This is a genomic window from Endozoicomonas numazuensis (assembly GCF_000722635.1).
In the GTDB taxonomy this organism is placed as follows: domain Bacteria; phylum Pseudomonadota; class Gammaproteobacteria; order Pseudomonadales; family Endozoicomonadaceae; genus Endozoicomonas_A; species Endozoicomonas_A numazuensis.
The window spans coordinates 1-14,641 of record NZ_JOKH01000010.1; the positions used below are offsets into that span (position 1 = coordinate 1).

Annotated in this window: 10 protein-coding genes and 1 pseudogene; 6 read left to right on the forward strand and 5 right to left on the reverse strand. The window is 47.5% G+C overall.

All coding sequences use genetic code 11. The features are described from left to right. Positions 1-233 (forward strand): annotated as a pseudogene (locus tag GZ78_RS30525) (hypothetical protein); the annotation flags it as partial. Positions 234-303: 70 nt separating this feature from the next. Here GZ78_RS30525 and GZ78_RS25010 read toward each other — a convergent pair. Next, on the reverse strand, positions 304-1,068 hold the full coding sequence (locus GZ78_RS25010) for a 5'-3' exonuclease H3TH domain-containing protein (RefSeq protein WP_034842173.1): 765 nt from the start codon (positions 1,066-1,068) through the stop codon (positions 304-306). Positions 1,069-1,380: 312 nt separating this feature from the next. Between GZ78_RS25010 and GZ78_RS25015 the strand changes: the two genes are divergently transcribed. From GZ78_RS25015 to GZ78_RS25030, 4 genes are all read left to right on the forward strand, one after another. Then, positions 1,381-2,580 carry an O-succinylhomoserine sulfhydrylase gene (locus GZ78_RS25015; RefSeq protein WP_051786508.1) on the forward strand — a complete coding sequence of 400 codons (1,200 nt, stop codon included), beginning with the start codon at positions 1,381-1,383 and terminating at the stop codon, positions 2,578-2,580. A gap of 207 nt (positions 2,581-2,787) precedes the next feature. Then, the gene (locus GZ78_RS25020) at positions 2,788-3,687 is read left to right on the forward strand and encodes an AAA family ATPase (protein ID WP_034842171.1); all 900 of its coding nucleotides are present in this window, start codon (positions 2,788-2,790) and stop codon (positions 3,685-3,687) included. Between the two features lie 4 nt (positions 3,688-3,691). Then, positions 3,692-4,723, forward strand: a complete 1,032-nt coding sequence (locus GZ78_RS25025) for a DUF58 domain-containing protein (protein WP_236631679.1) — start codon at positions 3,692-3,694, stop codon at positions 4,721-4,723. Then, positions 4,713-6,716 (forward strand): transglutaminase TgpA family protein, encoded by a 2,004-nt coding sequence (locus GZ78_RS25030; RefSeq protein WP_051786507.1) that lies wholly within the window; start codon positions 4,713-4,715, stop codon positions 6,714-6,716. Before GZ78_RS25025 ends, GZ78_RS25030 begins: the two co-directional genes overlap by 11 nt. 247 nt (positions 6,717-6,963) lie before the next feature. Here the strand turns inward: GZ78_RS25030 and GZ78_RS25035 are convergent, their stop codons facing one another. From GZ78_RS25035 to ppnN, 4 genes are all read right to left on the reverse strand, one after another. Next, complete coding sequence (locus GZ78_RS25035) at positions 6,964-8,142, reverse strand: macro domain-containing protein (RefSeq protein ID WP_034842586.1); 1,179 nt, start codon at positions 8,140-8,142, stop codon at positions 6,964-6,966. 191 nt (positions 8,143-8,333) lie between these two features. Next, positions 8,334-8,789 carry a YiiD C-terminal domain-containing protein gene (locus tag GZ78_RS25040; RefSeq protein WP_330217637.1) on the reverse strand — a complete coding sequence of 152 codons (456 nt, stop codon included), beginning with the start codon at positions 8,787-8,789 and terminating at the stop codon, positions 8,334-8,336. Positions 8,790-8,919: 130 nt separating this feature from the next. Further along, positions 8,920-11,511 (reverse strand): bifunctional aconitate hydratase 2/2-methylisocitrate dehydratase, encoded by a 2,592-nt coding sequence (acnB, locus tag GZ78_RS25045; protein WP_034842841.1) that lies wholly within the window; start codon positions 11,509-11,511, stop codon positions 8,920-8,922. A gap of 630 nt (positions 11,512-12,141) precedes the next feature. Further along, a complete protein-coding gene (ppnN, locus tag GZ78_RS25050; RefSeq protein ID WP_034842588.1) occupies positions 12,142-13,515 on the reverse strand; it encodes a nucleotide 5'-monophosphate nucleosidase PpnN in 1,374 nt (457 codons plus the stop codon). Positions 13,516-13,984: 469 nt separating this feature from the next. Between ppnN and GZ78_RS25055 the strand changes: the two genes are divergently transcribed. Continuing rightward, positions 13,985-14,461, forward strand: a complete 477-nt coding sequence (locus tag GZ78_RS25055; RefSeq protein WP_034842843.1) for an aminoacyl-tRNA deacylase — start codon at positions 13,985-13,987, stop codon at positions 14,459-14,461. The last annotated feature ends 180 nt before the right edge of the window (positions 14,462-14,641 follow it).

The window sequence follows — 14,641 nt, forward strand, 5'->3', positions numbered from 1 at the left end:
ACTTTGACTGTTGGATAAGAAGGCGGTTGCGAAGTCTGCTCTGGTATCAATGGAAAAGAAGCCCAAAGCGGTACAAGGAGCTGCGAAAGCAGGGAATCAGTGACAAACTGACAAGGCAAACGGTAGCTTCAGGAAAAGGACATTGGCGAGTGAGCCGGAGTCCTGCGTTACACATGGCGCTACCCAATAGTTGGTTTGATAAGTTAGGTTTAATCAGATTGTTGGCCGCTTAACTGGCCGAAACGCCCAGTACGGACCCGTATGCTGGGTGTTGTGGGAGGAGCGTAGCCGTGAGGCTACGTCCTATCCCGATCTCAAGTCTTTCATCCGAACACCTACCTCAATATCACAAGCCAGTGTAGCCAGTTTTAAACTCAGTAGTGCCTGGTCTTTTTGTTTGATAACCTTTCCCGCCGCACCCTTGGCATCCTCTGCCAGTAAAAATACATTACTCATTGTCTGGTGTTCCAGAATTAAGGCAGTTGCTCCTTTGTCGCCTACACCCTGAACACCAGGAACATCTCCCACGCCTGCAATGGCCCAGAATTCGGTCAGCTTGTCAGCGCCAAAACCATAAAGGTTTTGTACGTTCTGTCCTTGATAATCAAGCTTCTGAAAATGATCTCGTAACTTGATGTGTGGTGAAGCCAGCAATTGTAGGAAAATACGATCTGTTGAAAGAATGGTGGTTCTCACCTCTGCTTTTGAGGCTTTTGAAGCTATTGCAGCAATGACATCATCTGCCTCAAGTCCTGATTTTCTGAAAGTTTTGACTCCCATCTTTTGGAAAGCTCGATTGAAGTCTCCCAGTCTTTTTCTTAGAGAGTCGGGCATGGGCTTGCGACCCTTTTTATAATCAGGAAAAAGCTCATGTCTCCAAGTAGGCGGGTTACCATCAAAAACAATCAGACAATGAGTTGGAGATGTTTCCTTAATGGCACGAATTAATGATGAGAGGGTGGCTGAAACAGCACCATCTACCTGGCTGTCTTCATCAGGTGCTCTTACCGCAGCATGAACTCTGCGAATCAGGTTAAGCGCATCAATTAACAGTAGATGAGGGGGCATTCCGTTTTTCCTGAGCAGCCACGAGCTATAAAAGTATTCAGATTTTGAAAGAAAAAGAATGACTTTGTCAGTCAATTTTCTGGGTACAAGACTACCATAAATCCGGCTTCTCTGATTTATGGTTCTTTCCTGCTCTTGCTATCGGTTTTATGGGTATTTTTACTGTCAACGATCGGTTTTTTTCGTTATCTTTGGCATCTTGTCAGCCATCTGGGGCTTGCTTGTCTGATAGTTTCCAAACTTATATTGGAAAGCTAAGGATTGGCAGATACCCAGAGCCTTTAAGCAGTAGGCTCGTAATCAGGATCAGAAATGAAAGACAACGACGTGAGTAACCACCAGGATCAATGGGCATTCGAAACCCAGGCTATCAGGACTGGCGTTATCCGCAGCGGTGAAAGAGAACACAGTGAAGCCATTTACCTGACTTCCAGTTTTACCTATGACAGTGCTGAGCAGGCTCAGGCAGTATTCGCGGGTGATGAAGAAGGTAATGTTTACTCACGGTACACCAACCCTTCAGTAAAAATGTTTGAAGATCGCATGGCTGCCCTTGAAGGGGGCGAGCTGGCTTGTGCGGCTTCTTCTGGTATGGCAGCGATTCTGGGTATGTGCATGGGGCTGCTGAAAGCAGGTGATCATGTCATTTGTTCACGCAGTGTTTTTGGTACTACAGTAACTGTTTTTGCCAAGTATCTGGATAAGTTTGGGGTTAAAACGACCTTTGTAGACTTTACAGATTATCAGCAGTGGCGAGATGCCATGCGCCCAGAAACACGCTTACTTTTTCTTGAAACGCCGTCCAACCCATTAGGAGAAGTAGTTGATCTGGAAATCATGGCTTCTATTGCCCATGAGAACGATGCGTTACTGATGGTGGATAACTGTTTTTGCACACCCGCTTTGCAGCAGCCTCTAAAGCTTGGTGCTGATATTGTCGTTCATTCTACGACCAAATTTATTGACGGTCAGGGTCGTTGCATGGGCGGTGTGGCTGTGGGACGTAAAGAGCTAATCAACGAGATGCACTTATGGCAGCGGGCTGCGGGTGCCTCCATGAGTCCATTTAATGCATGGAACTTCTATAAGGCTCTCGAAACTCTTAACCTGAGAATGGAAGCGCACTGTAGAAATGCCATGGCACTGGCCCAATGGTTGGAAGAGCATCCTTCTGTTGAAAAAGTGCATTACAGTGGTCTTGAATCTCATCCGGGTCATAGTCTGGCCAAGCGTCAGCAAAAAGCGTTTGGTGGTGTGCTCGCATTTGAAGTAAAAGGTGGTAGAGAGCAAGCCTGGAAAGTGATGGATGCTGTATCCTTTATTTCCAGAACAGCCAATCTGGGTGATACCCGAACGACTATTACTCACCCGGCAACGACTACCCACTGTCGCCTCTCTGATGAAGATAAGGCAAGAGCAGGTATTTCAGAAAATCTGATCAGGGTAGCTGTAGGTCTTGAAAATTTTGAAGATTTGAAAACAGATCTCGAAAAAGGATTGGCGCAGCTTTAAGCCAAGTCAGTCTGGAGCAGAAAAGGAATTCTGTTCTTTTGCGTCATTTGGCCGATAAAACAGCCTGGGAGCCTGACTGGGAATAGCGTCCGAGCTGTCTATTCTCGGTCAGCCTCCTAGAGCACAAGAAACATAGATCATCGTTGATGGTCATGTTTATTTCTATAAAAAGCCGGGTCATCAAGAATAAAAACGGAATCCCTACCAATGAATGAAGTCAATCAATGTATTCATGCTCTGAGCAAGATCATTCGTGGCAAAGATCAGGAGATCAGGCTTGCCGTTTGTTGCCTTCTAGCCAGAGGTCATTTGCTGATAGAAGACTTGCCCGGCATGGGTAAAACAACGTTGGTTCATGCTTTGGCCCAAGTATTGGGCTTAGGCCATCAGCGTGTTCAGTTCACCAGTGATTTGTTGCCTGCCGATATCACTGGTGTCACCGTGTTTGACAAGAATACTTCCACCTTTGTTTTTCAGTCCGGACCGGTGTTTTCCCAACTCTTACTGGCTGATGAAATCAACCGGGCTTCACCCAGAACTCAAAGCGCTTTACTTGAAGCCATGGAAGAGCGTCAGGTTTCAGTGAATGGCCAGCGGCAACCTCTACCAGATCCATTTTTCGTTGTTGCGACTCAAAACCCGGTTTATCAGGAGGGAACATTCCCTTTACCTGAGTCTCAGCTTGATCGCTTTCTGATGCAGCTGGAGCTGGGTTATCCTGATCCAGAGTCAGAAAAAGCTATTTTAAAAGGTGAGGCTGGGCGTGTAGAGCTGGGTAATCTGTCTACGTTTCTGATTGCTGAGCAATTAATCAAATTGCAGAATGAAGTCATTCAGGTGCATGTTGGAGACATGTTGCTGGACTACGTGATGAGATTGATTACTAAGACAAGAGAAGCAGAGTATTTCAAAGTAGGGTTGTCTCCGCGAGCGGGTTTGGCTTTGATGAGTGCTGCAAAGGCCTGGGCCTGGATGGAAGGCCGGGATTACGTCATTCCCGAGGATGTTCAGGCTGTTTTTGTAGCCGTGGTGGGTCATAGATTGCAGGTAAAAGAGCAGGGCAAGTCTGTCAGAGAACTGCTGACTACCACTCAAGTCATGGGGTAATGGCGTGTCAGATGGATCGTTTGGGTCAGCTCCACCCATTAATAATAATGCTATTAAGCGAATGCTCAAACTAGAAATTAAACGGCGTTATCTAAAATGGCTTGATCGTCGTATTCCTCCAGCATCGCATATTACTCTGGATCAAAAGCAGATATTTATTCTTCCTACTAAGGGAGGGTATATCTGGCTTGCAGTGGTCGCACTTATTTTTATTCTTGCAGCTAACTACGCTAATAGCCTGGCTTTCGGGTTGTCCTTTTTTATGATCAGCCTGTTTATGTTGTCGATTCTTCATACTTGGAGGAATCTTGCAGGCATTACATTGGTTTCCAAGTCTGCTGAATCACGTCATGCAGGAGAGCTAATACCGATTAAATTGCTTTTGCAATCGAGTGGTAGAAGCAGGCACGCTGTAAAATTAGGCTGGCCTGACAATGAGCAAGTAGCTTATTCATTTATAAAGAATCAGGACAGTACGCTGCTGGTTCAAGCCAACGTCAGAGGTTGGTTTCAGCCGGGCAGGATGAGGGTAGAAAGTGTTTACCCTCTAGGGTTTTGCAGGGCATGGAGTTGGGTACAGTTTGATAGTCAGGCTTTGATTTACCCAAAGCCTGACTTTTCTCATCCTTTACCGAGCTCAAGAGGAGCTGGGGATGAAACCGGGGTTCAAACCCAGTCAGGACAAGATGATTTTGCGGGCTTCCGGCGGTACAAAACGTCTGATCTTTCGGGTCATGTTGACTGGAAAGGTTATGCAAGAACCAATGAGTTGAATACAAAGCTGTTTGAAGAGCCCATAGGGAGTCAAATAAAGCTCTCATTACAGCTTGCTCCAGGGGGAGGGCTGGAGGAAAAATTATCTGTTTTGACTGGGTGGTGTCTGCAATGTGAGTCCACCAACAAGCCATACTGTTTGTCGCTTCCTGATAAAGAGGTAGCAGCTAATATTGGGCGACAACATTTAAAAGAGTGCCTTGAAGCTTTGGCCTTATTTTCCTACGGCAAGAAGGAATCTGGAGGCACCCATGTTAGCTAGTGCACTGGTTAGCAGAGCGTCAACGCTTTGGTTAATTGCAGCACTCTTGTTGGTGTTATTACCAGTCTGGAAACAGGTACCTGCGATTATCATTCTGTTAGGGTGCTTTTCAGCGGGGTGGCGAATTGCGATTTTGCTGGGTAGAGGTCATTGGTTGCCTTTATGGTTACGGTTTGGACTGATCTTGATAGCTCTTGGTTCGGTAGGTCTCAGCTTTAAACCATTGATCTCTCTGGAATCCTCGGTTTCTATTCTGGCGGCAGGGTATGCTCTGAAACTGCTGGAAATGAGAAGCCAGAGAGACGCTCTGGTAGTGGTCTATATTGGCTATTTTCTGGTGGCTACCGCAGTTCTGTTTTCCCAGACATTATTGCAAGCCGGCTATCTGATGTTCTGTCTTCTTATATTAATTGCAGCTCAGCAGGGTTTGTTTCGTTCTTCTGGCTCTACTCCCGTTACTTCCAGTTTCAAGTTTGCAGGGGCTTTGGCATTACAGGCTGTTCCCTTAACTATTCTCTTGTTTGTCCTGGTACCTCGTATGGGGCCACTCTGGTCTGTACCTCTGCCAGATAGCAGCGCCAGAACCGGCTTAACTGATGCTATGACACCCGGGGATATAGCCAGGCTCAGTCGTTCAGATGAACTGGTATTCCGCGCTCGATTCTCAGGTGATGTGCCGTTGGCTAATCAAAGATACTGGCGGGCAGTGGTGCTGGATCAATTCGACGGTAAGACCTGGAAGCAATCCGATCAGTCATTTTCCGAAGCGGGTCTACCTCGAACGAACTGGATCAGCCAGCAGCCTGAAAAGTCTGGCTGGTGGGTGAATCGTGAGAGCAGGTATCAATATGAAGTAATGATGGAGCCGACAGGAAGGCCCTGGCTGTATACCCTGGGTGCTGCCGGTGCTGTGACTGAAAACAGTTTTTTCTTCAGGACTATGAGACTGGAAGCTGATCAGCCCGTTGATAGTCGATTGTTATATTCTATGGATGGGGTGGTTCCACAACCACGATCGATATCTATGCCAGACTGGCTTACCGAGTTGAATACTCAGATTCCCGATGTGGGTAATGATCGTAGCCGGCAATACGCTTTAAAAGTGTTCAATCAGTCGGGGCAGGATCCGGTGAAAATGGCAGGCCAATTGCTATCATTTTTTCGTCAGAATAACTTCTATTACACTTTATCTCCTCCTCTATACGATGACATTTCTTCGGTTGATCAGTTTTTGTTTGAAGGTCAGAAAGGGTTCTGTGCTCACTATGCGGGAGCATTCGTCTATCTCATGAGATCAGCAGGTGTGCCTGCGCGAGTAATCGGTGGATATCAGGGAGGGGAGTTTAAGGAAGATGGCAACCTTATTCAGGTGAGGCAGTTTGATGCCCATGCCTGGGCAGAAATCTGGGTGGCAGGGCAGGGATGGCTTCGGTTTGATCCCACAGCTGCCGTTTCTCCCCAGAGAGTTGAATCAGGGCTGGAAGCTGCAATAGGCGGTTCCGAAACTTTTTTACCTGACAGTCCGTTATCTCTTTATCGCTACCGAGAACTAGGCATTCTCAATAAAGTCAGGCTTGCTTTCGAAAAGGCAGAATATCAGTGGCAGAGATCGGTGGTAAATTTCAAGAAAGATGAGCAGGAAACCTTTCTTCGAGATCTCCTGGGTGACAAAGACTTTTACTGGCGGCAGGCTGTTGTCCTGACTTTTGGTGTGAGTTTGACGCTTCTCATATTGTCATTAACTCTGCTCTATCGTCGCCAAAGGTTATCTCCTTTGCAAAAAATATATAGCCGTTTCCTTAAAAAAATGGCTCGAAGAGGCTTTGTCCCTGAAGTAGGAGAGGCGGAGTTAAGCTTTGCTCGTCGTATATCGAAATGGGATGACTCGATCGCAGAACCTGTTATGGCTTTTTGCCAGACCTATATTAAGGCGGCTTATAAGGAAAGTGATATTGAGATAGCAGAGCTTAAACGGCTTCTGGCGGGTTTCTAGGAGGCTGACCGAGAATAGCGTCCGAGCATAAAATTCAGTAGAACGAGTCAGCTTTTTCACTGAATTTGTGCGAATAGTTGACCTATTTAAGCAAATTCAACGGAAAAGATGGCCGCTCTTTCTGGATTTCAGGCCGAAATTGCCTTAAGTCCGACAGGCTCCTAGAGTAAAGACTGCCTTATGCCTTGATTCTGAATCCTTCTGGCAGGCCAGAGGGCCTCAGTACTTATTCGCATCTTCCCTATTTCTAACTGTGCCCAAATGTTGGTGGCTTCGGAGCTTTTTGGCTCAAGTAGTGGTTAATGTATTGAAGAGTGCTCTGTCCATCTTCTGTTCCTGGACAAATCAGATAAACCTTGGGGGGGCGGGTTTTATGAGGGTGACTGCTCATATATCGACTGATGGCCACGCAGGCAATCGTTGCTGCTCTTTGAGGGGTAATGTTCAGTTCAGTGCTGAATATGGGGATAGCAATACTGGACAGGTTTTTTCTGTGAGCGGCGTCAATGACCGATTGGTAAGTGTTGATCAACTCTGAATGAATGTTTTTTGAATCGGAGTGAGGAAGCATGGCGTGAACCATGTGACTGAACCCTTTGCCTTGAAGTGCGGGGCTGGGAGAAATGGCCGCCAGTCCTGGCTTCATCTTTTTGATGGATTCCAAAAATCCTTTTCTGGCTAATCCAGGATCAATTCTGGAGAGTTGATTCAGTAGTGAAGTCTCATTTTTCGAGCCTTTCGGAGTGTATGGGCAAGCTATCGCCTGGATAGGAGGTATTCGTGATTCGTTTATCTTGCTGATATCACCGGATAATAGAAAGACTTCTTTTTCCAGTAGCTCTTCTGCCGGTATTCTTGGCTCAGTGCCGACTTGTGATTCGACCGGCGTTTCTTGATGAGGCGTGAGAAGAATCTGAAGGGGGCGAACAAAATCGGCAAGCTCATGGGTGCCTTCTGCGGGGAGCCCCAATGTGAGATCTTTGAGTACAGTCGGCCAGTTTTTAGCAAGCACCTGATTCACCAATTGGGAGTAGGTTTGCATTTCTTTCAGAGAGCCCTGTTTGTAAGTCTTGTTCTGGAGGCTTTTTGCCTGACTCAGGAGTTTATTATGAAACTCTGCGAAGAGGTCAGATGATTCGGGCAATGAATTGACATCAATGCCTATTCGAGAGAAGTCGCTTTTGGATTGCAGAACAGATCGGTTAACGCGTGACTGTGGGTTATCGTCCAGCTTAACTTTTCGGTGGCTTAGGCTGGCATAAGGATTGGCGCCCTTTGCTTTAGCTTCCTGCAGCAAGGCAGCAGGATCCTCCAGTACGCGGGTTTTCCGGCTCCAGGTAAACGCTGAGCGTAATTTGTGTTTTACCCAGCTTTTGAAAATCTGCCAGTTAGATGCTGAACTGACCGAATCAGTCGTTGGATTCATTCTTTTTTTAGCTCAGGGCTGTCGCCAGAAATCTACCGATAGTTTTCAGTATAAACAGTTCATTTCAGGTAAGGGTGTTCAGGGCTGAGTGGTATCTCATAAGGCTGGCTGACAGCTTTTTGAAAGAAAGCTGCCGGTTTTCTGGCGAATGGCGGCACACGCAAGAAATGCTGCGTCAATGCATCGACTGATCAGGTTCTCTTTCTGGCTATATAAAACCCTTGATAGGTAGCAACCTGCTCCCCATTGGAGTGTATTGCTATTTCAAGGTGAAGTTTTCCATTTCTGCCTTCTTGTAAACGCTGATGGAAATCATCTGGAATGGCCGATGAGCAACTGGCAGTGAATGTTCCGGTGACCGGGGCGTGGAATTTCATGGATTGATCGACAATCATAGCTTCTGGATCTTCCAAAGCTGTTTTTGCATGAATCATTGTGTAGGTCCAGCCACAGATAGTCGCTAATGCCCCGATACTGCCGCCAAAACCAGTGCCTTTATCATTGATATTAGGTTCCAGAGGACAGCTCATGGTAAGAACCCCATTATCGAAGCCGTCAAACTGCAGCTGCATTGTCTGCAGGAGTGGAATGTTGCTAAGAATCCACTGTTGAAAGTCGGGTGTGAGTGTTGGCGTCTTTATTGTTATGCCCTCTTAACTGTTCGGGGAGCTGTTCGCTCTCTTTAACCCTGATAACGAAAAGTTTTAAATCTGTTGATGGATAGAAAAAATCCCCGCACGAAGGCGGGGATTTTTATAGTGACGATTAAGTCGCTAATCAGCTGGCTTTTGCGATGATATCATCGGCTGCTTTCTGATAGGTCTCTACCTGATCAAAATTCAGGTAACGGTAAACTTCACTGGACATGGAATCCAGATTCTGAGCGTACTCCATGTACTCGTCAGCAGTAGGAATCTTGCCCAGAATAGCACCAACAGAAGCCAGCTCAGCAGAGCACAGGTATACGTTGGCACCATCACCCAGACGGTTGGGGAAGTTACGGGTAGAAGTAGACAGTACAGTAGCGCCTGGTTCTACACGTGCCTGGTTACCCATGCACAGGGAGCAACCTGGAATTTCTGTACGAACACCGCTTTCCTCGTAAATGGAGTAGTAGCCTTCTTCTTCCAGCTGAGCCTTGTCCATCTTGGTAGGAGGAGACATCCAGAAACGAGTCTGCAGAGGATCCTTGTTTTGCTCCAGCAATTTACCCGCAGCACGGAAGTGGCCGATGTTGGTCATGCAGGATCCCAGGAAGACTTCATCAACCTTGTCACCGGCAACATCAGACAGTGTACGAGCATCGTCTGGATCGTTAGGAGCACACAGGATAGGCTCATTGATCTCAGACAGGTCAATCTCGATCACTTCAGCGTATTGAGCATCGGCATCTGCACGCATCATGGCCGGGTTGGCCAGCCACTCTTCCATCTTACGAGCGCGACGTTCGAGGGTACGAGGATCACCGTAACCTTCACTGATCATCCAGCGCAACATGGTTACGTTGGACTTCAGGTATTCAGTGATGGATTCTTCAGACAGAGTGATCGTACAACCTGCAGCTGAACGCTCTGCTGAAGCATCAGACAATTCAAATGCCTGCTCTACAGTCAGGCTTTCGAGGCCTTCGATTTCAAGAATACGACCAGAGAAGGCGTTCTTCTTGCCTTTCTTCTCAACCGTCAGCAGGCCTTGCTTGATACCGTAAAGAGGAATGGCGTGCACAAGATCACGCAGGGTAATACCAGGCTGCATTTCACCTTTGAAGCGAACCAGAATAGACTCTGGCATGTCCAGAGGCATAACACCGGTAGCGGCAGCAAATGCTACCAGGCCGGAGCCTGCAGGGAAGGAAATACCTAATGGGAAACGGGTGTGAGAATCACCACCAGTACCCACTGTATCAGGCAGCAGCATGCGGTTCAGCCAGCTGTGAATGATACCGTCACCAGGACGCAGGGCAACACCGCCACGGTTCATAATGAAGTCGGGCAGGGTGTGATGAGTTTCAACATCAACAGGCTTTGGATAAGCCGCTGTGTGACAGAATGACTGCATTACCAGGTCAGATGAGAAGCCCAGGCAAGCCAGGTCTTTCAGTTCGTCACGGGTCATTGGTCCAGTAGTGTCCTGAGAACCTACTGTTGTCATCTTGGGCTCGCAGTACGTGCCAGGACGAATGCCTTCAACACCGCAGGCCTTTCCGACCATTTTCTGAGCCAGTGTAAAGCCTTTGGTGGATTCTTCAGGAGAAACCGGACGACGGAAAATATCGGAGTGTCCCAGGCCCAGAGCTTCACGGGCACGGTCAGTCAGACCACGACCAATGATCAGGTTAATACGACCGCCGGCTTGTACTTCGTCCAGAATAACATCGGATTTAAAACCGAACTCAGACAGAACTTCACCGGATTCAGACAGAATTTTACCGTCGTAAGGGCGAATCTCAATGACATCGCCCATAGCCAGTTTTTCAACAGGAGCTTCAAAAACCAGAGCGCCAGCATCTTCCATCGTGTTGAAAAAGATGGGAGCCACTTTGCCACCGATGCAGATACCACCGGCACGCTTATTGGGTACGCCTGGCATATCGTCGCCGAAGTACCAGAGTACAGAGTTGGTAGCAGACTTACGTGAAGAACCGGTACCGACAACGTCACCCACAAAAGCAACGGGCAGGCCTTTAGCCTTGATTTCGTCGATTTGTTTCAGAGGTCCGGTAACACCGTGCTCTTCAGGTTCCAGGCCATCCCGGGTCATTTTGTACATGGCGCGGGCATGAACTGGAATGTCAGGACGTGACCAGGCATCAGGTGCTGGAGACAGATCGTCAGTGTTGGTTTCACCAGAAACCTTGAACACGGCAACCTTGATGCTTTCCTGAACGGTTTGGCGTTTGGTGAACCATTCGGCGTCAGCCCATGACTTCAGTACGGCTGAAGCATGAGTATTGCCCGCTTTGGCTTTTTCTTCGATGTCGTGGAAGGCATCAAACACCAGCAGAGTGCTTTTCAGCTGTTCCGCTGCGAGCTCAGCCAGTTCGGTGCTGTCCAGCAGTTCAACCAGAGTTTCAATGTTGTAGCCACCGAGCATCATACCCAGTAGTTCTACAGCTTTTTTATTATCCAGCAGTGGGGATTCAGCTTCGCCTTTAGCAATGGCAGACAGGTATCCAGCTTTTACATAGGCAGCTTCATCTACGCCAGCTGGAATGCGATTTTCCAGCAGGTTCAGCAGGTATTCTTCTTCACCGGCAGGTGGGTTTTTTAGCAACTCTACCAGTCCGGTTACTTGCTCGGCGCTTAATGGTTTAGGTGGGACACCTTCTGCTGCACGCTCTTCGACATGTTTTCTGTAGGCTTCTAGCACGGATCTACCCTCATCATCTGTGCGGCCTGTCCGGTCACCGTCCCTGATACTTCTGCAGTGGTTGGTCGGACAGTTGCAGATGTTCCTGTAGTGAATGTCGGTCCTGCACATTGCTGGGCGGGTGAAGAAGAAAGCTCTGCTGAGAGTTCCTGTTCCTCCTCCAGAACAAGAGCTCACTTGAGAAAGCTTTCATGCCCATGACTATTTGTGCAGGCATTTTAATACCGGTGGGAATTATTCTGTACAGGTTGGCAGCACAAAAACTGCAACCTTTGATTCATCAGCCAGCCGGTGGCGCGGGCAGTATAGCGGATAGCGTTATTCAAGTTAAGTGCATCCCGTAATCTTGGGTATAAATTGGATGAATAGTGTTCGAAACGGTCGGAAATGCCTTTGCCAGGCTGGTTTTTTCTCGTACCTGATGGGTTTTGTCCGAAGTTTTAAACTGAAAATAATCCAATGGGACTAAGATGCTTATTCATTAAAATGACTAAAGTAAGCAGGTCAGCGGGTATATTACGACAGCCTTTTTCACTCAAGTAGAGTTTAAGGGTTTTTTATACGACTTTCGGGTGTTGTCATACGAGAGAAAGCGAAGACATTACTCTTCGCTTTCCTGGACAGTAAAGATCAGTTTTTGATTTCGTAACAGGGTTCGTAATGGCTGCCTGGTAATTTCATTCGATGCTGTTCAACAAAGGATTGCAGCAGACTATCCACTTGTTTCATCAGTTCTGGCTCACCAGTGAGTTGATAGGGTCCTTTCGCCCTGATCTGGGTCACGCCTTCCTCTTTAATGTTACCCGCGACAATGCCTGACATGGCGCGCCTCAGGTTGGCCGCCAGAATGTGAGCAGGCAGTTGTGTGTTTAGCTCAAGGTTTGCCATGTTTTCGTGAGTAGGGTCAAAGGGAGCCTGAAATTCCTGCTCTATCTGAAGTAGCCAGTTGAAATAATAGGCATCGCCATGTTTTCTGCGGAACCGGGTAACTTGTTCAAGGCCACTTCGCATGGCTCGGCTGACTTCCAGAGGGTCATCAATGATGATCTGATATCGAGACTGGGCTTCTTCTCCCAGTGTATTGCCAATAAATTCATCTATTTTCTCAAAGTATGCCTTGGCAGCTTCTGGCCCTGTGAATACCAGAGGGAAAGGAATGTCTTTGTTAGCAGGATTGAGCAGTATTCCAAGGATGTAGAGAATTTCTTCGCAGGTGCCCGGTCCCCCTGGGAAAACAGTGATGCCGTGACCCAGACGAACAAACGCTTCCAGACGTTTCTCGATATCAGGCAGTATGACCAGCTCGTTAACAATAGGGTTAGGTGATTCGGCGGCAATAATACCGGGCTCTGTCAAACCGATGAATCGCCCTCTGGAGATACGCTGCTTGGCGTGGCCGATATAAGCACCTTTCATAGGGCCTTTCATTGCGCCTGGGCCGCAGCCAGTACAAATATTCATACCCCGTAAGCCCAGCTGATAGCCAACTTTCTTCGTGTATTCATATTCATGACGGGCGATTGAGTGGCCACCCCAGCAGACGACAATGCTGGGAACCTGCTTGGTAATGAAAGCATCAGCATGTCTGAGAATCTGGAAAACCAGATGGGTAATATCGGTTGAGCTTTCTACTGTGAATCGTGGGTCTTCTGTAATGTGAGAAGAGACATAAAGAATATCCCTTAGAACAGAAAACAGATTCTCTCTGACGCCTCGGATCAGTTTTCCGGCTACAAAAGCGTCAGCAGGAGCATTAATCAGCTCTAGCTTTAGCCCCCGGTGTTCCTGAACAATTCGAATGTCGAAATCCTGAAATTGCTCCATGATTTCTTCGGTGTCATCACCTTCCTGTTCACAGTTGAGTATGGCCAGGGCGCACTGTCGAAATAAACGGTGCAGCCCTTTTTGGCTGGTGTCCTGAAGCCTGCTGACTTCGCGGTTGGAAAGTACCCGCATGGAGCCAACAGGATTAACAATAGTGGAAACAGTATTTCTGGCGGTCATGATACCCCCTGGTATTTTTATCGTGATAATCATCCAGCCATTCGGGTAGCTATACGATTCTGAACTCACAGTGTCCGGGTGACTCTCCTGAGGAGAAGGGTTTGCTTATTTCCAGACTGTTTTGTTCAGATACACAGCCCTATATAAAGTGCTAAAAAACTGACTGGTGATCTGATGACAGATTACGACTGAGCCCTCTGGTTATCAGGAGCCTTTGTGGACCGTTAGATTGTGTCTGCTAATCGTCCGACAGGCTTCTGTAAAAAATTTAAAAAATGGATGGCTGCAATCTAAATGATTATCGGCCACAGGCTTATTATATGAGGTTATAAGAATTTTTTTCAGTCTTGACGGATTGGCCTTCCTCTGACAAATTGGGAATGTTAACACCTTTATATTTGAGCCGGATGATGGGTGTCGGCTCACTCCTTATTTCGGCACTTTCAGGCTTATGCCAGAGGTAGTGAAAATGGCTGAGCAAAGAGTAGTGGACTATTTAGATCATCATCGTGTGGCTTTTTCTACCTGCCGACATCCTCCCGCATTTACGGCTCAGGAAATCGCTGAGAAAGCTCACATCAGTGGCCATAACCTGGCCAAAACAGTAGTCGTAAAGCTCGATGGTAAGTTGGCTTTGTGTATCTTGCCTGCAACCGAAAGAGTCAATTTCAGTCAGTTGCGCCACGCGGCAGGCAGCCACACGGCAGAGCTGGCCGCTGAGGAAGAGTTTGCATCAGCGTTTGGACATTGTGAGCTGGGAGCGACGCCACCTTTTGGAGATTTGTTTGGCTTACCTGTTTTCGCGGTAGATTCCCTGGATAAAGGCAGCTTCGTTGCATTCAATAGCGGTGACTCATCCGAGCTTCTGGTGATGGGGTGGCAGGATTTTCATGAGCTGGTTCATCCTGTTGTTCTTTCCCGGCAACAAAAGGCTGCGATAGCCTGAAAATTCTTCGGTCAGTGATACCCTGGAACGGTTCGAAATGCCGTATCAATATGTCATTATGGGCAGATACTCAAGCTCCTGTCTTTCAGGGCGCTTTTAAATCAGGAGTGTTTTTGTCAGAGAAAACAGTCGTTGATATAAAAGGCAGTGTCTTGCTTTTCCGTCAATAGCCTTGAGTGA